Source organism: Embleya scabrispora DSM 41855, from assembly GCF_000372745.1.
Classification (GTDB): domain Bacteria; phylum Actinomycetota; class Actinomycetes; order Streptomycetales; family Streptomycetaceae; genus Embleya; species Embleya scabrispora.
Genome location: NZ_KB889689.1, coordinates 23,388 through 41,960 on the forward strand (window position 1 = coordinate 23,388; position 18,573 = coordinate 41,960).

General features: G+C 71.4%; 18 protein-coding genes. 12 read left to right on the forward strand and 6 right to left on the reverse strand.

The window, feature by feature from the left end; genetic code table 11:
• The first annotated feature begins 161 nt into the window (after positions 1-161).
• The 3 genes from A3IC_RS0134535 to A3IC_RS0134545 are packed head-to-tail and all read left to right on the forward strand — an operon-like array spanning position 162 to position 2,804.
• A complete protein-coding gene (locus A3IC_RS0134535) occupies positions 162-1,028 on the forward strand; it encodes a carbohydrate ABC transporter permease (RefSeq protein ID WP_020554650.1) in 867 nt (288 codons plus the stop codon).
• Positions 1,025-1,939 (forward strand): carbohydrate ABC transporter permease, encoded by a 915-nt coding sequence (locus A3IC_RS0134540; protein WP_020554651.1) that lies wholly within the window; start codon positions 1,025-1,027, stop codon positions 1,937-1,939. Before A3IC_RS0134535 ends, A3IC_RS0134540 begins: the two co-directional genes overlap by 4 nt.
• A gap of 46 nt (positions 1,940-1,985) precedes the next feature.
• A complete protein-coding gene (locus A3IC_RS0134545) occupies positions 1,986-2,804 on the forward strand; it encodes an AraC family transcriptional regulator (protein ID WP_020554652.1) in 819 nt (272 codons plus the stop codon).
• Here A3IC_RS0134545 and A3IC_RS0134550 read toward each other — a convergent pair.
• Both A3IC_RS0134550 and A3IC_RS66945 read right to left on the reverse strand, forming a co-directional pair.
• Positions 2,795-3,154, reverse strand: a complete 360-nt coding sequence (locus A3IC_RS0134550; RefSeq protein WP_020554653.1) for a hypothetical protein — start codon at positions 3,152-3,154, stop codon at positions 2,795-2,797. The two genes, A3IC_RS0134545 and A3IC_RS0134550, sit on opposite strands and share 10 nt — an antisense overlap.
• Before the next feature lie 61 nt (positions 3,155-3,215).
• On the reverse strand, positions 3,216-4,457 hold the full coding sequence (locus A3IC_RS66945) for a hypothetical protein (protein ID WP_052173945.1): 1,242 nt from the start codon (positions 4,455-4,457) through the stop codon (positions 3,216-3,218).
• A 211-nt stretch (positions 4,458-4,668) separates the two neighbouring features.
• Here A3IC_RS66945 and A3IC_RS58205 point away from each other — a divergent pair, with 211 nt between their 5' ends.
• A complete protein-coding gene (locus tag A3IC_RS58205; protein WP_158696208.1) occupies positions 4,669-5,172 on the forward strand; it encodes a DUF7144 family membrane protein in 504 nt (167 codons plus the stop codon).
• A 119-nt stretch (positions 5,173-5,291) separates the two neighbouring features.
• On the opposite strand, the gene A3IC_RS63030 is transcribed toward A3IC_RS58205, so the two are convergent.
• Both A3IC_RS63030 and A3IC_RS0134570 read right to left on the reverse strand, forming a co-directional pair.
• Positions 5,292-6,956, reverse strand: coding sequence for a serine/threonine-protein kinase (locus A3IC_RS63030; protein WP_079026858.1), 1,665 nt, complete (start codon positions 6,954-6,956; stop codon positions 5,292-5,294).
• A gap of 19 nt (positions 6,957-6,975) precedes the next feature.
• The gene (locus A3IC_RS0134570; protein WP_020554657.1) at positions 6,976-7,938 is read right to left on the reverse strand and encodes a DMT family transporter; all 963 of its coding nucleotides are present in this window, start codon (positions 7,936-7,938) and stop codon (positions 6,976-6,978) included.
• A 220-nt stretch (positions 7,939-8,158) separates the two neighbouring features.
• Here A3IC_RS0134570 and A3IC_RS58215 point away from each other — a divergent pair, with 220 nt between their 5' ends.
• Entirely contained in the window at positions 8,159-8,935 is a 777-nt protein-coding gene (locus tag A3IC_RS58215; protein ID WP_020554658.1) for a rhomboid-like protein, read from the forward strand.
• Here the strand turns inward: A3IC_RS58215 and A3IC_RS0134580 are convergent.
• A complete protein-coding gene (locus tag A3IC_RS0134580; protein WP_020554659.1) occupies positions 8,926-9,402 on the reverse strand; it encodes a hypothetical protein in 477 nt (158 codons plus the stop codon). The two genes, A3IC_RS58215 and A3IC_RS0134580, sit on opposite strands and share 10 nt — an antisense overlap.
• Positions 9,403-9,697: 295 nt before the next feature.
• Between A3IC_RS0134580 and A3IC_RS0134585 the strand changes: the two genes are divergently transcribed.
• The 4 genes from A3IC_RS0134585 (at position 9,698) to A3IC_RS70285 (ending at position 15,029) form a co-directional block, all read left to right on the forward strand.
• Positions 9,698-9,901, forward strand: coding sequence for a cold-shock protein (locus A3IC_RS0134585; protein ID WP_020554660.1), 204 nt, complete (start codon positions 9,698-9,700; stop codon positions 9,899-9,901).
• A 378-nt stretch (positions 9,902-10,279) separates the two neighbouring features.
• Entirely contained in the window at positions 10,280-11,848 is a 1,569-nt protein-coding gene (locus A3IC_RS0134590) for a DEAD/DEAH box helicase (RefSeq protein ID WP_020554661.1), read from the forward strand.
• Between the two features lie 220 nt (positions 11,849-12,068).
• Positions 12,069-13,307, forward strand: coding sequence for a L,D-transpeptidase (locus A3IC_RS58220; protein ID WP_052173946.1), 1,239 nt, complete (start codon positions 12,069-12,071; stop codon positions 13,305-13,307).
• Positions 13,308-13,520: 213 nt separating this feature from the next.
• Positions 13,521-15,029, forward strand: coding sequence for a serine/threonine-protein kinase (locus A3IC_RS70285; RefSeq protein WP_052173947.1), 1,509 nt, complete (start codon positions 13,521-13,523; stop codon positions 15,027-15,029).
• A gap of 161 nt (positions 15,030-15,190) precedes the next feature.
• Here A3IC_RS70285 and A3IC_RS0134605 read toward each other — a convergent pair whose 3' ends face one another.
• Positions 15,191-15,658 carry a hypothetical protein gene (locus A3IC_RS0134605; RefSeq protein WP_020554664.1) on the reverse strand — a complete coding sequence of 156 codons (468 nt, stop codon included), beginning with the start codon at positions 15,656-15,658 and terminating at the stop codon, positions 15,191-15,193.
• A 235-nt stretch (positions 15,659-15,893) separates the two neighbouring features.
• Between A3IC_RS0134605 and A3IC_RS0134610 the strand changes: the two genes are divergently transcribed.
• The 3 genes from A3IC_RS0134610 to A3IC_RS63040 all read left to right on the forward strand — a co-directional run bounded on the left by A3IC_RS0134610 (position 15,894) and on the right by A3IC_RS63040 (position 18,236).
• A complete protein-coding gene (locus tag A3IC_RS0134610) occupies positions 15,894-16,349 on the forward strand; it encodes a tellurite resistance TerB family protein (protein ID WP_020554665.1) in 456 nt (151 codons plus the stop codon).
• 127 nt (positions 16,350-16,476) lie between these two features.
• Positions 16,477-17,067, forward strand: coding sequence for a hypothetical protein (locus A3IC_RS0134615; RefSeq protein ID WP_020554666.1), 591 nt, complete (start codon positions 16,477-16,479; stop codon positions 17,065-17,067).
• Entirely contained in the window at positions 17,064-18,236 is a 1,173-nt protein-coding gene (locus A3IC_RS63040) for a PrsW family intramembrane metalloprotease (RefSeq protein ID WP_020554667.1), read from the forward strand. Before A3IC_RS0134615 ends, A3IC_RS63040 begins: the two co-directional genes overlap by 4 nt.
• Positions 18,237-18,573: the final 337 nt, after the last annotated feature.

The following is an 18,573-nucleotide window of genomic DNA, read 5'->3' on the forward strand; positions in this document are numbered from 1 at the left end:
TCCCGCCGTCCGCGCGTCACCTCGCGCGCGACGGCGGGCACGCCGCCGTCGGGCCCATCCCACTCCACCCCGTTCCACCCATTCCACCCGTTCCATCCACCGGGAGCCCGCCCTTGAGCGCACCGATCCCGCGGCGCAAGCGCCGGCGGTCCGCACCCCTGATGTTCCTCGCGCCGTTCGGCGTGCTGTTCGCCGCGATGTACGCGGTCCCCGTCGGCTACGCGATCGTCGAGAGCCTGCACAAGGTGCAGCGCTCCGGCCTGGGTCTGACCCCACCGAAGCGGGTGTACGCGGGATTCGAGAACTACACCAAGGCACTGCACGACGACGCGCTGTGGCACGGCGTGGGCCGGGTACTGCTGTTCGGCGCGGTCCAGGTGCCGGTGATGCTCGGCCTCGCGCTGGTGCTCGCCCTGCTCCTGGACGCGAAGTCGGCCCGGCTCAAGGGCTTCTTCCGCACCGCCTACTTCCTGCCCTACGCGATTCCCGGTGTGATCGCCACCATCCTGTGGGCCTTCCTGTACATGCCGCGCTCCAGTCCGGTGGTGAGCATGCTCGACGCGGTCGGCCTGCCGTCCGACTTCCTCGGCGAGGACGCGGTGTTGTGGTCGATCGCGAACGTGGTCACCTGGACCTGGACCGGCTACAACATGCTGGTCATCTACTCCGCGCTCCAGGCCATCCCGCAAGAGCTGTACGAGGCGGCCGAGTTGGACGGATGCGGCCCGTGGCGCACCGCGTGGCGGATCAAGGTGCCGCTGGTGGCCCCGGCGATCGCGCTGACCACCGTGTTCTCGGTGATCGGCACGCTCCAGCTCTACACCGAACCGCGCGTGTTGCGACCGCTGACCTCGTCCCTGGACGCGGACTACACCCCGATCATGTCCGCGTACCACAAGGCGGTCGAGAACAACGACTACGGGCAGGGCGCCGCGGTCTCGGTGTTGCTCGCGCTGGGCACGTGCCTGTTGTCCTTCGCGGTCCTCAAGCTCTCCGCCCGGCTCACGAACGGCAGGTCCTCGCTGTGACGACGCTGACCACCCCGCCCGCGAGCCCGGCCCGCGATCGGGCGCCACTGCCCGTCGCGAAGGCGGGCAAGGGCCGTGCCACGCCGATGCGTTCGCAGGTGCTGACCACCTCGTTCCTGTTCCTGGTGGCGACCTACTTCCTGATGCCGGTGTGGTGGCTGCTGGTCTCCTCGACCAAGTCCTCCGGCGACCTGTTCAACAGCAACGGCTTCTGGTTCGCCGACTGGAACCTGGGCGCCAACCTGCGGCAACTGTTCAGCGAGGACGGCGGCATCTTCCTGCGCTGGGTGTTCAACTCGGTGCTGTACGCGGTCGGCGGCGGCGTGGTGGCCACCTTCCTGGCCGCGATGGCCGGCTACGCGCTGGCCAAGTACAAGTTCCGCGGCCGGGGTGCGATCTTCTCGGTGATCCTGGGCGCGGTGCTGATCCCGACCCCGATGCTCGCGCTGCCGATCTACCTGATGCTCTCCAAGGTGCACCTGGTCGACACGATCTGGGCGGTGCTGCTGCCCGCGGCGGTCAGCCCGTTCGGCGTCTTCCTGGCCAAGACCTACGCCGAGGCGTCGGTGCCGGACGAACTCATCGAGGCCGCCCGCCTGGACGGCGCGGGCGAGTTCCGGATCTTCTGCACCATCGGGCTGCGGATCATGTCGCCCGCGCTGGTGACCATCTTCCTGTTCCAACTGGTCGCGGTCTGGAACAACTTCTTCCTGCCGCTGATCACGCTCAACGACCAGCACCTGTGGCCGGTCACGCTGGGCCTGAACGCCTGGAACAGCGACCTCACCCAGCCGCACGCCAACCTGGTCGTGGTCGGTGCGCTGGTGTCGGTGATCCCGCTGGTCGCCGCGTTCTGGTCGCTCCAGCGGTTCTGGCGCACCGATCTGGTGGCGGGCGGGGTGAAGGCGTGAACGACCCCTTCGCCGCCGCCGCGCACGGCCGTACGATCGGCGCACCATGATCTTCGCGCGCTACCTCACGCCCGCCAGGGAACACCAGCGGCTCGGTCTGGTGTGCCTGGGCGTCGGCTGGCAGCAGGTCACCGCGATGCAGTTCGAGGGCCGGGTGCTGGGCTGCTACCAACTCACCCTGATCACCGGGGGATCGGGCTGGTTCCGCTCGGGCAACCGGCACGCGCCGCGGATCCCGGTCCAGGCGCCCGCGGCCTTTCTGCTCTTCCCCGGCGAGTATCACGCGTACAGCCCCGACCCCACCGGGTGGCGTGAGCACTGGGTGCTGTTCGAGGGACCGACCGCCGCGGCCTACGAGGACCTGGGCTTCCTGGACCGGGCCGAGCCGGTGATGTCGCTGGGCGGGGTGCGGCCGCTGCGCCAGGGCTTCGACCGGCTGCTGACCGCGGTGGAGCCGGGCGCGCCCAACCGCGAGGTGATCACCTCCGCGATCGTGCACCAGTTGATCATCGACCTGAAGACGATCCGGGTCGACGAGGACGGCTCGCGCGTGGTCCGCTACTTCGACGAGCACGCCACCGAGCCGCTCACCGTCGGCGAGCACGCCCGGCGGCTGGGCCTGGACGAGGCGGGCCTGCGCAGCGAGATGCAACGCGCGACCGGTACCACGCCCAAGGAGTACATCGTGCGCACCCGGTTGTCCCGGGCCAAGCGCCTGCTCCTGGCCACCGACCAGTCCATCCACGAGGTGGCCCGCAACGTCGGCTACGACGACCCGGCCTACTTCGCCCGGCTGTTCTCCCGCCGGGTCCAGCAGTCGCCGTCGGAGTTCCGGCGCACCGGGCAGACCTCCGGTCAGAGCTGAGGCGGGTCGATGTGCCGCGGGGGTTCGGGCGCACCCAGCAGGCTGCGCGGCGGCTCCTCCTCGGCCACGAACGCACCGATGGTGATCGCGAAGACCACCACCGCGGAGGCCGCGACCAGCCACGACATCAGGGTCGGCATCAGCCCGAACGGTCCGAACTCGGCCACACCGCGGGCCACCGCCCCGGGCATCACCGGATGTGAGCCGTACTGCACGCCGACCGTGCCCGGCGCGGTCAACAGCGCGCTGGGCAGCAGCGGACTGAAGCCGACCGTGCGCACGAACCACGCGCGACGGCACAACCGGTGCAGCGACCGGGCCACCTGGACCGCCATCAAGAGGGTGAACACCGCACCGGCCGCTCCGGTTTGTTGAGCCGCGCCAAGGACCCCTGTGACGGCGCCCGGACACTCACCGACCGGCCTCGACCGGCCTGCCGGTCCCGGCCGCCGCGACCACCTCCAGGACCGCCAGGACGGCCAGGACCACCAGCACGACCAGCAGCACCGAGGACACCGTCGGGTGGTTCCACCAGGCCAGCCAGATCCCGCCGAGGAGGCCCACCGCGGCGTAGATCGGACCCCGCCGCTCGGCCACGAACCGGCCCACCGACCCGGTGCCCAGGCCGGTCCGGGCCAGCGTGCCGCCCGCCGCGTCGGGGCCGACCGCCAAAACCCGCCGGATCGTCGGGGCGGGCCGCGCCGGGCCGACCAGGAAGGCGGCGACGGCGATCGCGGCGGCGACGACCGCCAGCGTGCGGGTGGTCTGGCGCAGGAACCGCACCAGCGCGTCGAAGATCGCCGCCCCCGCGTCCCGGGAGATCTGCGGCGGCAACTCGTCCAGGTAGTACCGGCGGGCGACGGCGAGTGCGATCGCGAGCAGGAGCAGGGCGAGCAGGGTGCCCAGGGCCGCCCACATGATCACCCGGCGGCGACGCGGTGCCACGCATACGCCCACGACGAAGAGCAGCACCACCACGATCGGCAACCACGTGCCCGCGGTGTTCAGGAGACGGAACGCGTCCTGCCCCTTGCGCAGCCCGTCACGGTGCAGCAGCACGAACCGACGGTCGGTGCTCGGGATGTTCGTCGCGATCGACAAGCCCTGGCCCGCCAGGCTCTGCCGGACGCGGTCGACCATCGGACCCAGGTCCAGCACCACCTCGCCGCCGGAGGAGGACACCGCGCCGTCGTCCTTGCCCTCGAGTGCGCTCAGCGCGGACGCGTGAGCGAGGCGGAGCGCGTCGCGCCACACGACGCCGAACGCGTCGGTCGTGACGAACGCGTGCGCGGCCTGCTCGGCCACGCCGCTCAACAGGCTCTGGATCGATCCGGAGACCGGACCGGACCCGTTGTTCGGATCCAGCCCGAGCGCCTGGCGCAGCGCGTCGCTCAGCCCGGCCACGTCCACCGCCTGCACGGCGCCCTCGGCCACCCGATCGGCGACCTCGGCCTGGACGGCCGGGTTCGAGGACAGTGGCGCCATCGTGGCGACGAAACGATCGGTGTCGCCGACCTCGTCGTCCGCCCAGGCGGCCGTCACCGCGACCGGGGTGAGTACGCAGGCCAGGGCGAGCAGGACGCACGCCAGGGTGAGCCGCAATCGGTGCCGGCCCCGGACCGGCTCTCCCGATTCGGACGCTGACTCGGACATCGATGTCACCCTCCCCGCTCGTTACCAAATGTCCCGGGGCGGGTTCCATCAAATCGGGGTATCTACTCCAATGAAGCAAAAGGTGCAAAATATGACAGGCCGTGCCAAGGTGCGAGGAGACCGACTTGCAAGGTCGCGGATCCCCGCGACGGCGGGCAATCGGTACGAGGCAAGACCTTCCCGGCCGGCCGGCCGGGGTTGGGAGTAGGCCATGAACAGCACAACCCGCAGGTCGAGCGCATGGTCCGGGTGGGTGGCTTTCGCCGGATGCACTCTGCTCGTCCTGGGTGTCCTCAACCTCTTCCAGGGGTTCACGGCACTGTTCTCGGACGGGTACTTCGTCACTCCTTCGGGTGATCTCCTGGTGTGGAACTACAACACATGGGGCGTCATCCTGCTGATCTTCGGCGGGTTGCAGATGCTCGTCGGCGGGGGACTGCTCACCGGCGCGACCTGGGCCCGTGTGGTCGGTACGTTCCTGGTGATGCTGAACATCATCGGCGAGATCGGCTTCCTGGCCGCCCACCCGGTCTGGTCCACCATCGTGATCGCGCTCGACCTGGTGGTCCTGTTCGCGCTGACCGTGCGCTGGGACGCCGCCAAGGGCTACTTCTCGGACGAGACGGCATCCGAGTGGCAGGCCAGGGACGAAGGACGCCGTGCGGGCGCCGCCTCACATCGCCGGGACGCCGAGCGCGACGAACCGATGGCGTAGCGGCACTCGATCCGCCACGCACGGACCCGGCGGGTTCTCGTGCGTGGCGGATCGCCGTCGTCCGGGCCCCGTCCGGCGGATCCGCCGAGATCCGCCGGACGGGGCCCGGCCCATCGGTACTACGAGCGCAACCACATCGCCTCCTGCCCGCGGCCGTGGGCGTCGAGGAAACGGGCGAGCCGACCCGCCGCCGCCGGATGACCCTCGGCCAGGGCACGGCGGTACATCTCCTCCGCCTCGCGGGCGCGACCGCGGTGCTCCAGCAGCCCGGCGAGGCCGATCGCGGAGTCCGGGTGCCCCTCGGTGAACGCGCGGCGGTAGAGCTTCTCCGCCTCCTTCAGCCGGCCGCGCGCACCCAGCAACCCGGCCAGGTTGATCGCGGCGTCCGGATGACCCTGCGCGTAGGCGTGCCGGAACAACTGCTCGGCCTCGTCCGGGCGACCGGAGCCGGCGAGGAGCAGGCCGAGGTGGTTCGCCGCGTCGTCGTGGCCGTGTGCCGAGGCGTGCCGGAAGAGCATCTCGGCCTCCGGAGCCCGGCCGAGCCGCACCAGCAGCCGGCCCAGGTTGTTCGCGGCGTCCGGGTGGCCCTGTGCCAACGCGCGGCGATACAACTCCTCGGCCTCGCCGGTTCGGTCGTGGGCAGCGAGCAGGTCGGCGAGATCGTTCGCGGCCTCCGGGTGGTTGCGGGCCAGCGCCTCGCGGTACAGCGCCTCGGCCTCGGTCTCGCGGCCGGTGTCCGCGAGGTGGTAGGCGAGTTGCACGGCGGCGTCCGGATCACCGGCCGCCGCCGCCCGGCGCAGCCGCGGCTCGTCATCCTCGACGGAGGCCGTGCCGGACGCCGCGACCGGGGTCGGGAACGCAGCCGGGGCGGGCGGGCCGAGCGGGGGCCGCGAGGGGGCGGGCGGGGGCGCTACCGGCGGAGCAGGCATCAGCGGCGGTGCGGCGGGCGGCCGAGGGCGGTCCGCCGGGGCCGGCGGGGGCGGCTCGGTAAGCCGCGCGGCGACCGAGGCCGCGTCGGCGGGGCGCTGTGCGGGGTCCTTCGCCAACAGGTCCAGGACCAACCGGCTCAGCTGTGGCGGCACGTTCGCGCGGCGCCGCTCGGGAGGTTCCGGGATCGCCTCGAGCTGGGCGTACACCGTGGCGGCGGCGTCGCCGGTGCCGAACGGCGGGGCGCCGGTGAGCAGTTCGTAGAGCACACAGCCCAGTGCGTACAGGTCCGAGCGCGGCTCGGCGGCCCGCCCGCGCAGCCGCTCCGGCGCGGTGTAGGCAAGCGTGCCCAGCAGGCGCGTGCCGGTCGCGGCGACCGCCGCGAGGTGCTCGGCCAGGCCGAGGTCGAGCACCCGCACCCGGCCGTCCTCGCACACGAACAGGTCGGTGGGCTTGAGGTCGCCGTGCACCAGGCCGGCCCGATGCGCGTGTTCGAGCGCGGCACAGACCTGCGCCGCCCACGCCGCCACGCTCGCCGGCTCGGGCAGGCCCGCGCGCAGCATCGCCCGCAGGTCGCGGCCGGTGAGCAACTCGGTGACCAGGAACGGGGTGCCGTCGGTGTCCTGCCCGACGTCGAGGACGGCGACCAGGCCCGGATGCTCCAGTGCCGCCGCGGTGCGCGCCTCGCGCACGAACAGCGCCGCGGCCTCGTCGTCCGGCGGCCCGTGCAGCAGCTTGACCGCCACGTCGCGCGACTCGGTGAGGTCGCGCGCGGCCCACACCCGACCGAGCCCACCGCGACCGCGCTGTTCGAGGAGTTCGTATCGATCCGCCAGGACCCGACCCACCGCTGTCACGACATCTCCCTCGTCCCGGTCATCGTCCGGGGAGATCCTGCCGCACCGGCGGCCGATCGGCGGCCTTCGGGTCGGGTCCGGCGACCGGCCGGCGGGCGCCGCCCCGGGAGACCGCGACGCCGGCCAGGCACAGCGCGCCGCCGACGAAGGTCAGCGGGCCGGGCACCTCGCTCAGGAACACCCAGGCGAGCAGCACCACGATGGCCGGCACCGCGTAGGTGGTGCTGCCCATTTTGCCCGCGGTGGTGCGGGCCAGTGCGTACGCCCAGGTGGTGAAGCCCAGAGCGGTGGGGAAGACGCCCAGGTAGATCACGTTGAGCGTGGCCGACAGCGGTGCGTGGGCGCCCTGTTCGACCAGTTGCCCGGCGAACGGCAGGCAGCACGACATGCCGATGAAGCAGCCGTACGCGGTGACCTGGAGCGCGGAGGTGTGCCGCAGCGCGGGCTTTTGCGCCACCACGCCGGCCGCGTAGGACAGCGCGGCGAGCACGCACAGGCCCACGCCCAGCAGCGGGGCCCCGCCGCCGTCGGACATCGAGACGCCCACCACCACCGCGCCCGCGAACGAGACGCCGATGCCGGCCAGCAGACGCGGTGCGAAGCCCTCCTTGAGCAACCAGCCGCCGAGCAGCGCGATCGCGATCGGGCCGATGTTGACCACCATCGCCGCGGTGCCCGCGTCCACCTTGCGCTCGCCCCAGTTCAGCACCCCCATGTACACGCCGAACCACAGCACGCCGGAGAGCACGATGCCGGGCCACGCGGCGCGCGGCGGGAAACCCTCGCGGCGGACCAGCACGATCGTGCCGAGCACCAGCGAACCGGCGAGCATCCGGCCCAGGGCCAACGCCCCGGGCGCGAAGTGCTCGCCCGCGCTGCGGATGGACACGAACGCGGACGCCCAGAAGACGACCGTGACCGCGGCCGCCGCGACGGCGCGCCGATCGACGCCGGTCGCCGGGCGAAGACCTGTATCCGACATCGCGTGGACCCCTCTGTGCCGGCGGCCCGGGTCGGCCGCCTTCCAAGCGTTCACCGGTGGCGGACGCGCTTGCGAGTAACGACGGTAGGGGCGGGTCGTTTCGGCACCCACCGAATCGTCGGCCGCCCCGATCCGGGGCCGGGCCACGGCGACCCGAACCGGTGATGCAGCATGGTGGTTTCGCGCCGCGTCCCCGCGCCGGCACAAGGAGAGTCGCACCGTGAGTCGGAACCCCGCGAGCCATCTGCGCGGCCTCGTCGGATATCCGCGACGCAGCCCGGCGACGTTCGCCGTGCTGATCCTGCTCGCGATCACCGGGGTCGTGGTGGGCCGGCTCATGTCCGAGGCCGCCGCCGATCGGCTCCTGGACGAGATCAGCACGAACCTCGACAATCTGCACCATCATCCGGTGCGCGCGATGGCGGGCAGCCTGATGGTCGCGGACGTGCACGGCACCCTGCTCGGCAATGTGCTGACGATCGGGTTCGGGCTCGGGGTGTGCATGGCGTTCCTGGAGCACCGGGTCGGCACACTGCGGGCGGTCGGCGTCACGGTGCTCGGACACGTGGGTGCGACGCTCGTCACGGCGGTGGTGCTGATCGTGGCGATCGACGCCGGGACCTATCCGCCGGACACCCGGTACACGCTCGACTACGGGGTGAGCTACGCCTCGATGGCGGCCATAGCGGCGGTCACACCACTGCTGCCCGGGCGGCTGCGGCCCTGGTGGGCGCTCGCGTGCCTGCTGTACCCGTTCTCGTCCGTGCAGTGGTTCGGTGATCTCCCGGACTTCACCACGATCGGGCACGTCTCGGCGGCGCTGATCGGCCTCGGGTCCGGGTTCCTGTTCTCGGGACGGCTGCGGCCGGCGTCGCGTCGGGCGCCGGCCGCAGCCGCGCTGTCGCCGGTCGCGCTCCCCCCGGCCGCGGACGCGCTCCCGGAGGTCGCCGGGAACGGGCCGGCGCAGCCGGGTGGGGCGCCTTCGGGTCAGACCTGAACCGGCGGCACCCGCCACTCGATCTGCACGCGCTCCTCCAGCGGCAGCTCCTCCGGGCCGAGCGCCACGTGGTCGATGACGTAGCGGAAGAGCAGCACCACGGCGTCGGACTCCATGTCCGGCAGGGTCTCGCGGGTGGCCCCGAGCACGTCCAGGAGCAGCACCGGGTCGGACTCCAACTCCTCGATCTCCTCGGCCAGTTCGGCATCGAGGTCGTCACCGGCGGCGAGTGCCGCGATGGACCGGGCGACGAAGGCGGGCTCGGACTCCAGGCGGACCAGCACCTGCTCGGTGACGAACGCGTCGAGCAGATCGGCGTCGATGTCGATGCCGCCGCCGGCGCACCCGCACCCGTCGCCGCAACCGCCGGTCGCGCTGACGTCCTCCAGGGTGAGGGGGGTGCCGATGGCGGAGAGGGAGATCGGCTGGACCGAGTCGTCGGACGCGGGGAAGTCGGAGGAGGACACGCGAACCCTTCGGATGGTTGGGAGGTCGGCCGGGGGGCCGGCGGAGCGTCCATGGTCGCACCCGGTGTCCGAGTGCGCGGCCGGCACAAGATCGAGGGGATCCCGCCGGCTCGGCCGTCCGGCGTGCTAACGTTAATTGCTGCTGTGGTTCCCATGGAATTTTCTGTGCGCCTGCTGGTTGTAGCCAACAGGTGCACTTTTGTTTTTCCGGTGTCCAACTCCGGGCGGGGTAATCAGCAACGATTCGGGTCTCGCAGGGTGCGAGATCCCGGTACTGCCCCGAAGGGGAAGATACGTGGCTACTGGCACCGTGAAGTGGTTCAACGGCGAAAAGGGCTTCGGCTTCATCGAGCAGGACGGTGGCGGCCCCGACGTCTTCGCCCACTACTCGAACATCAACGCTCAGGGCTTCCGTGAGCTGCAGGAAGGCCAGAAGGTCTCCTTCGACGTCACGCAGGGCCAGAAGGGCCCGCAGGCGGAGAACATCAACATCGTCTGACCTGTCTCATGGGCGTGGCTCCGGCCGCGCAGCGAGGGCCCGCGCCGCAAGGTGCGGGCCCTTCCCGTGGCCGGCGGCCCCTACGGGGCGACGGTCCTTCCGATCGGGAAGGCCACGGTGCACCACCCCAGGCGGACGCCCCATGTCCGCCGATCAGGACCCTGCCCGACGCGACCTCGTCGCGCGGCCTCGCACGGTCCGGCACATCGGCCGCCGCTCTTCGGCAGGCGCCCGACCGTTGCGCACTATCTCGACGCGAGTGACCCGAGTCACCACGTCGGTTCTTTTTCAGCTAGTCCGGCTCGTTCTTGCGACTCCTTGTGCGGCGTCATGCCGCGGAGACGTCCTCGATACGCGCCGCATCGAGGAAGGTTCTCCATGAATCGCACCCCCCGTTCCAACGACCGATACAGCCGCAGCGGCGGCACCTCCGGCGGCCGCAGTGGCGGTTACGGCGGCGGCTCCGGTGGCGGCCGAGGCCGCGGCGGCGCCCCGTCGGGCAACCGTCGCAAGCCGATGACCGCGGGTCCCGTGGCCGAGTTCGCGCTGCCGGTCAGCACCACGCCGTCGCTGCCCGCGGTGGGCTCGTTCGCCGAGCTGGACATGCCCAAGCCGCTGCTGTCCGCGCTCACCCGTCAGGGTGTCACCGAGCCGTTCCCGATCCAGGCGGCCACGCTGCCCAACGCGCTGGTCGGCCGGGACGTGCTCGGTCGCGGTCGGACCGGCTCGGGCAAGACGCTCGCGTTCGGCCTCGCGCTGCTCGCCCGGATCGCCGGTCGTCGGGCCGAGAGCAAGCAGCCGCTCGCCCTGGTCCTGGTGCCCACCCGCGAACTCGCGCAGCAGGTCACCGACGCGCTGATGCCGTACGCCAACTCGGTCCAGCTGCGGATGACCACGGTCGTCGGCGGCATGTCGATCGGCCGTCAGGCCAGCTCGCTGCGCAACGGCGCCGAGGTCGTGGTGGCCACTCCGGGCCGACTCAAGGACCTGATCGACCGCGGCGACGCGCGGCTGGACGCGGTCGGCATCACGGTGCTCGACGAGGCCGACCAGATGGCCGACATGGGCTTCATGCCGCAGGTCACCGCGCTGCTCGACCAGGTGCAGCCGGACGGCCAGCGGATGTTGTTCTCGGCCACGCTCGACCGCAACGTCGACCGCCTGGTCAAGCGCTTCCTGTCCGACCCGGTCGTGCACTCGGTCGACCCCTCGCAGGGCGCGGTCACCACGATGGAGCACCACGTGCTGCACGTGACCGAGGCCGACAAGCACACCGCCGCGACGCACATCGCGGCGCGTGAGGGCCGGGTGATCATGTTCATGGACACCAAGCACGCGGTGGACCGGCTCACCCGCCAGATGTTGCAGAGCGGCGTCCGCGCCGCGGCGCTGCACGGCGGCAAGTCGCAGCCGCAACGCACCCGCACCCTGGAGCAGTTCAAGAGCGGGCACGTCACCGCGCTGATCGCGACCAACGTCGCGGCGCGCGGGATCCACGTGGACGGCCTGGACCTGGTCGTCAACATCGACCCGCCGACCGACCACAAGGACTACCTGCACCGCGGCGGTCGTACCGCGCGCGCCGGCGAGTCGGGCAGCGTCGTGACGCTGGTCACGCCGAACCAGCGCCGGGAGATGGCCCGCCTGATGATGATCGCCGGCATCGAGGCGTCGACCATCCAGGTCCGCTCGGGCGACGAGGAGCTCACCCGGGTCACCGGCGCGCAGGTGCCCTCCGGCATCCCGGTCGTGATCTCCTCGCCGGTCTCCGAGACCCCGCGTCGCGGTGGCTCGGCCGGTGGCCGCGGTCGCGGTCGCCGTCCCGGCCAGGGTGGCGGCAGTGGTACCGGACGTCGTCCGTCCACCGCAGCCGGTGCCTCCTCGGCCCGTACCGGTGGATCCACCGCCGGTGGGGCCGCCCCGCGCCGGCGTACCGCCGCCGCGTAGTCGTCATCCGCCGGTCGGCCGGCGGGAACGCTCGCGAGCGATCGCCGACTTCGAGGCCGCGTCCGGGGTTTCCTTCCCGGGCGCGGCCTCGCGTCGTGCCGGGGTGCTCGGTTGCGGCGAAGCGGTGTCGACACCGTCACATCGCGCGCGGGCATGGGGAATTGATCCGCATTGTTACTGTTGAAGGATTCCCGATCGTCCAAGTTCGTGAGGTCAGCACGTGCGAAAGCCCCTGATATCCGGCTCCCGCAAGGGACTTCGTGTGGTTGCGCTGCCGTTGGTGGCGGCTGCCGTACTGCTCGCCGGCTGCGGCTCGGGAGGGACCGACAAGGCGGCGACATCGGATGCGGCGCAGGCGAAGCCGGGCTCGGGCGAGAGTGAGGCGAAGGACACATCGGCGCGGGTGAGCGTGGATCCGGTGGACGGCGCCCAAGGGGTCGCGCCGGGCAAGCCGGTCACGGTGACCGCGGACTCCGGGACGTTGGCCTCGGTGCGGGTCGTGGACGCGCAGAACCGGGCGATCGAGGGCACGGTGGCGCCGGACGGCCGCACCTGGACCTCGACCACGCGGACCGTGCCGGGCGCGGCCTACACGGTGACCGCCACGACGCGGGGCAAGAAGGGCGTGGAGACCTCCGCCACGAGCAGGTTCGGCACGCTCCGGGCCGACGTCGTGAACAAGGTCACGCTGCGGCCGGCCAACGGCGGCACGTTCGGTGTCGGTCAGCCGGTGTCGGTCATGTTCGACTACCCGGTCAAGGACAAGGCCGAGGTCGAGCGCAACCTCAAGGTCACCACGACCACGAACGTCGAGGGCTCGTGGGGCTGGACCAAGGACCAGTCCGGCAAGGACCGGGTCGACTGGCGGCCGCGCGAGTTCTGGCCGAGCGGTACGAAGATCACCCTGAACGCGAACCTGGCAGGCGTGGCCAGTGCTCCTGGCGCGTACTTCACCCGCGACTACGAGAGCACCTTCACGGTCGGCACGAACCGGGTCGTCGAGGTGGACGTGCCCAAGCACCGGCTGACCGTGATCGAGGACGGCGTTGCGGTCAAGACGATCAAGATGTCGGCCGGTTCGAGCGAGTTCCCCACTCGCGGTGGCACGCACGTGATCCTGAACAAGAACGCCAAGGAAACGCTCGACTCGACCACGGTCGGCCTCGGGGACAGCTACAAGCTCCCGGACGTCCCGTGGGTGGTGCACTTCACCTCCTCCGGAACCTTCTTCCACTCGGCCGCGTGGAACACCGCCAACATCGGCGTCGCCAACACCAGCCACGGCTGCGTCGGGATGACCGTCGCGGACGCCGAGTGGTTCTACAACCGGGTCCAGGTCGGCGACCCCGTCGTGGTCAAGGGCTCGGCCAACACCGAGGCCACCGCGCCCGGCAACGGCTTCGGCAACTGGCAGTTGAGCTACGACCAGTGGAAGGCCAAGAGCGCCCTGGCGAGCTGAGCCTCGCCCGCCGGCTCGGTCCCGAACGCCGGGCCGCCCCTGAACCGATCACCACGCGCCGGCGTCTCGTCGGGTGGAGCTTCGGCCGACCGGGCCGGATCGTTCCGACGGTCGCCGCGGTGATGCGTCATCGCCGTGGATTTCGGGTGATCGTATTGTTCGGGGCGGGAGTTCGGGCGGGTGTCCCGGCTCCTACGGGGGTGTGGTGTGCGGGTGGCGGCGTTGGAGGAACCCGTCGAGGTGGGCGGCTATCGCCTGCTGCGGCAGCTCGGCTCCGGCGGGATGGGGCGGGTGTACCTCGGCCGCTCCGTGCGCGGGAGCTTCGTCGCGGTCAAGGTGATTCGGCCCGAGCTCGCCGACGACGCGGAGTTCCGGGTGCGGTTCCGGCGTGAGGTCGAGGCGGGCCGGCGGGTGACCGGGCCGTGGACCGCGGCGGTGCTCGACGCCGATCCGGAGGCGGCCCGGCCGTGGCTGGTCACCCGGTTCGTCGCCGGACCGTCGCTGCACGAGACGGTCCGTACGCACGGGCCGCTGTCCGAGGAGACGGTACGGGCCCTGGGCGCCGGGCTCGCCGCCGCGCTGGCGACCGTGCACGAGGCCGGGCTGGTGCACCGCGACCTCAAGCCCTCCAACGTGTTGCTCACCCTGGACGGCCCGCGGGTGATCGACTTCGGCATCGCCCGGGCCGCCGACGCCACCGCGCTGACCACCACCGGCGTATCCGTCGGGTCGCCCGCGTTCATGTCGCCGGAGCAGGCCAACGGCCTGGAGGTCGGCCCGGCCGGGGACGTGTTCTCGCTGGGCTCGGTGCTCGTGCACGCCGCGACCGGGGTCGGACCGTTCGGCGAGGGCAACGACCAGGCACACATGTACCGGGTGATCGGCCACGAGCCGAACCTGTCCCGGGTGCCCTACTCGATGCACCTGGTGATCGAGGCGTGTCTGCAAAAGGACCCGGACCTGCGTCCGACCCCGCAGCAGATCGTCGCGGCGCTCGCTCCCGAGGCGAATCCGCACGTGTTGTTCGGGCCCGGCTGGCTGCCCGGCGGCGTGGTGGAGACGATGGCCCGGCGGGCGGTGGACCTGCTGGAGATCGAGACCGAACCGGCACCGGCCGACGACCTCGCGCCGACCCGGATCGCGGGCGCGGAGCCCACGCGCGTGGCGCAGGAGACCCGGCTCGCCCCCGAGCAGGCGGATGCCGCGGTCGCGCCGCCGACCGGGAGCCGGCGCGGACTGTGGTGGAAGTACCCGCTGATCCTCCTGTTCGGCGCGGGCGTCGCGGCCGGCGCGCTGTACGCGACCGTGGGGTTGGGGAAGAAGGGCAAGCCGGCAGCGAAGGACCGGCCGAACCCGTCGGTTTCGTCGCCGGCGCAACTGCCGGTCGAGTTCGCGCACAAGTGGGAGGGCTTGTTCCCGATGCCCACGGATCTCCGGATGCCCCTCAAGGTCGCGGTCACGCTGAGCAAGGGCCAGGTCGGCGACCTGGTGGGCCGGGTCACCTATACGAACCCATATGGCAACGTGCTGTGTGAGACGCCGATGAGTCTGAAGGAGTACACCAGGGGCCGGATCGTGCTGGGCGGCGGTATCCGACCGGACAGCTCCGGCTTCTGCGCCCGCAACGACGCGATCCTGTCGATCGTGGCCGACGGCACCCTCGAATTCGCCTCGACCGACACCCTGAACCACACCTTCGCCACGACGCTGCGCGGGGTGTGAGCGCGACACCGGTGCGTTCGGGCCTGTTCCCGTGGAGCCACCGCGAACACGGACCCGCAGCGCCGTCACCGGGCCCTGAGGCGTGGCTTCAATCCCCCGCCGAGCAGCACGACGCACGGCACCGAACGCCGCGGAGCCCGACGGGGGATTGAAGCCACACCCTAGGCCGGGGTGTCGCCGGTGTTTCGGATCATGCGCTGGAGCACCTTCAGCGTGGTGACGTAGTCGGCGTCGTCGATGCCCTGGTGGATGCGGGCCCGGATGGCCGGGGCGTGCTGCTTGAGATCGGCACGAGCCTGTTCGCCCGACTCGGTGATCCACAGGCGTCCCTCGGCGTCGTCGGTGAGCCAACCGCGCTCCAGCAGGACTTCCGCCTCTGCCTTCAGGTCGTCTTCCGGCCTGAGGTAAGAGCTCATGGCCTGCCGGAGTTCGGGGATGGTCATGCCGTGGCCGTCGGGTGAGAGGTCGTTCTTCGACAGGTTGCGCAGCAACCAGAACCCGGGCTGGGTGAAGCCGAGTTCGGCTTGCCGGGCTCGGGTGAAGGAGATGAGGGCCTCGTAGGCCACCCCGGTCCAGTACGCGGCCGGCTGGGTGGCGAGTTCGGCGTCGGAGGTGTGCTGAGTGGTCATGTGCGGTGCCCCCTGGGAATGATCGCTGGTGGAGGCACTCTAGAAGTTCAAGTGAGCTTGAGGTCAACATCGATCTCGACGCCCCCTGTCGGCGGTTTCGGACACCCGTCGAGCGTCGGGCGGGCAGGGTTTGCCGAATGGATTCTGCAACCGCCGCGGGGGAGAGGTATCTTCTACGGGTCTGTAGATCAACGGCTCGAAGCGTGCCTGCGTGTGCGCGAGACAGGGGACTCCGATGGCTCTGTGGGACAAGTTCAAGCAGTCGGCCCAGACGATGCAGGGGCAGTTGGAGGCGAAGAAGAACGAGTTGAAGAGCGGCGGCTTCCGGGACGCGAGCATGGCGATCTGCGCGCTGGTGGCCGCGGCCGACGGCTCCATCGACCCGGCCGAGCGGCAGCGGGTCACCGCGCTGATCACCACGAACGACGTGCTGCGCAACTTCGCCGCGAGCGACTTGGAGCAGCGCTTCGAGGCATACCTGGCCAAGCTCACCGCCGACTTCGAGTTGGGCAAGGTGTCCGTGCTCCAGGACATCGCCAAGGTCAAGAAGAAGCCGACCGAGGCGCGCGCGGTGATCCAGATCGGCATCGTCATCGGCGGTGCCGACGGCCACTTCGACAAGACCGAGCAGGCCGTCGTGCGGGACGCGTGCTTCGCGCTCGACCTCGCGCCGGTCGAGTTCGGCCTGTGATTTCGGTCGGGTTCGGCGGCGGGGCGTAACCACCCCGGCGGGCCGGCCAACCCTTTCGGGGGACCGATTCCGCCCGACGGCCGATGTTCGTCGGGCGGAATCCCGGGGATGGTCGGACGTTGGAGACATGACCGACGCCCGCATCCGCTCCGGGCCGCGGCGGGCTCGCTGGTGGGGGCCGCTTGCGGTTGCCGCCGTCTTGGTGCTGCTCGCCGGCGGGTGGCCGCTGATCGGGTCGTGGATCGCCGGCGACAAGCGGATCACGTCGGGCACCGTGTTTCGGGTCGGGCCGGACGAGCACCACCGTGCGTGGTTTCGGGTCGGCTCCGGGTGGACGTTGGACCGGGCGGCGACCACGCCTTCACGAGTGTTCGTGTTGCGGCACGGCGACGTGGACCTGTCGATCGCGTACATCTCGCTGCCTCGGGCCGAGGACGCGGACGCGCTGTGGAGCGGGCTGCGCGAAACGGTCCGGGTCGGCGACCGGGACGCCCGACTCGGGCCACCGGGCCCGGTGACCGCCGACGCCGGGGCGCCGGGCATGGCCGGCACGCTGACCCGGGACGGTGACACCGGGCGGGCGGTGATCTATCCGGGGCCCGAGGACGCGTTCGCGATCCGGCTGATCGCGCTCGCGCCGCCGGACACCACCGACCCGGAATGGTTGCCGGTGGGGGACGTGATGCGGTCGCTGACGTTCACCGAGGCGGCCGCGTGAGCGCTGACGGGGCCCGGCCGGCCGGCGAGCGCCTCGCACCGATCGCCGTGACGGTGGCAGTGCTCGCGTGCCTGTTCGGCCTCGGTGTGCTCGCTTACGCGTACCACGACCTGGTCCGGGTGTTCCCGGCGGCGGCCGCGCTCGCGGGCTTTCTGCTCCTGCTCACCCTCGGCGTCGGCTACCTGCTGCCCCGCCGGTTCCGACCGGTGGTCGCGCCCGCACACGTGACCTCACTGATGTGTGTCGGCTGGGGGATGACCGCCGCGACCGGCTGCGCGATCCCGGCCAACACCGGTCTCGGCGGGATCTGGGCGAAGACCCTGGGCGTCGACTTCGCCGACACATGGGGTGCCGCGTCGACCGCGCCGTTCAACGAGGAGACGCTCAAGCTGTGCGGCGTGTTGATACTCGCGCTGATCGCCTCACGCGCGATCCACGCGCCGATCGACGGCTGGGTGTACGGGGCCTTGGTCGGTCTGGGCTTCCAGGTGATGGAGAACCTGCTGTACGCGCTGAACACCATCCTGCTGGACGGCGCGACCGACCCCGGCGCGTCCGTGGACGCGTCGTTCGTGGCGCGCGCGGCGATCACCGGGTGGGGTTCGCACTGGGCGATGAGCGCGGTGGCCGGCACCGGCATCGGGTATCTGGTCGCCCGCGACGGCCGACCACTCGGCCGACGGGTGGCGGTCGCGGTGGGCTGCTGGATGACGGCGATGGGGATGCACTGGTTCTTCGACGCACCGCTCCCGCCCGGGTGGCGCGGCACGGTACTGAAGGTCGCGGTGAACCTGGCGATCGCGTTGCTGGTGTACCGCACCGCGCGCCGGCACTACCTGGCCCGGTTCCGCGAGGTGGCCGCCGAGGAGGCGACGACCGGCGCGATCCGGCCGGAGGAGGCCGCGCTGCTGCCGCACCGATACGGTCGCCGCCAAGCCCGCGGCGGCTCGCGCCCGCGACCCGCGCGAGTGCTGATCGGGGAGATCGAGAACGCCCAACTCGCCCTCGTGGCCGCCCGAATCCCGCACGCGGACCCGCAATCCCGGACCCTGGCCGAGGGGCTTCGGGAGGAGATCGCCACACTCCGCTCCCATCTGCGCGGCAGCCGGGCCGGGCCCCCGAGCCGGCCGACGGGAGAACCGGGAGGGCCGGGGGCGCGGAGGTTGTGAATGGTGCTCGCGGTTCTTGTGGTCTGCCGGCCGTACCGAGCTTCGTGTGCTCGTCCGCTTCGCGTCCGCAGGCCCGTGTACAGCAACTTTTGCAAGTTGGCGGTCATGGAGTTCTACTTGAGAGAACGAGAGGGGTCCGATGCGGATAGACGCGGAGGAGCGGTCGAGGTCAGGTCGCGCACCGCGCAATCAGGATCCACGAGAAGTGGATGGACCCCTCTCGACCGCCTCATCGCGCTTGTGCGGCAAGGCGGTTCGGTAACCCGGTTCGTCGACTCGGTTACCTGGAGCAGGCGACACGGAAGCCCGTCGGACCTCGGTCCGACGGGCTTCCGGG

Bases quoted from the DNA above. Each gene is read 5' to 3' on its own strand.
- A3IC_RS0134545 (WP_020554652.1), top strand. From the start codon at position 1,986: ATGATCTTCGCGCGCTACCTCACGCCCGCCAGGGAACACCAGCGGCTC.
- A3IC_RS0134535 (WP_020554650.1), top strand. From the start codon at position 162: ATGTTCCTCGCGCCGTTCGGCGTGCTGTTCGCCGCGATGTACGCGGTC.
- A3IC_RS66945 (WP_052173945.1), bottom strand. From the start codon at position 4,457: ATGTCCGAGTCAGCGTCCGAATCGGGAGAGCCGGTCCGGGGCCGGCAC.
- A3IC_RS58205 (WP_158696208.1), top strand. From the start codon at position 4,669: ATGAACAGCACAACCCGCAGGTCGAGCGCATGGTCCGGGTGGGTGGCT.
- A3IC_RS0134605 (WP_020554664.1), bottom strand. From the start codon at position 15,658: ATGACCACTCAGCACACCTCCGACGCCGAACTCGCCACCCAGCCGGCC.
- A3IC_RS0134615 (WP_020554666.1), top strand. From the start codon at position 16,477: ATGACCGACGCCCGCATCCGCTCCGGGCCGCGGCGGGCTCGCTGGTGG.
- A3IC_RS0134590 (WP_020554661.1), top strand. From the start codon at position 10,280: ATGAATCGCACCCCCCGTTCCAACGACCGATACAGCCGCAGCGGCGGC.
- A3IC_RS0134610 (WP_020554665.1), top strand. From the start codon at position 15,894: ATGGCTCTGTGGGACAAGTTCAAGCAGTCGGCCCAGACGATGCAGGGG.
- A3IC_RS0134570 (WP_020554657.1), bottom strand. From the start codon at position 7,938: ATGTCGGATACAGGTCTTCGCCCGGCGACCGGCGTCGATCGGCGCGCC.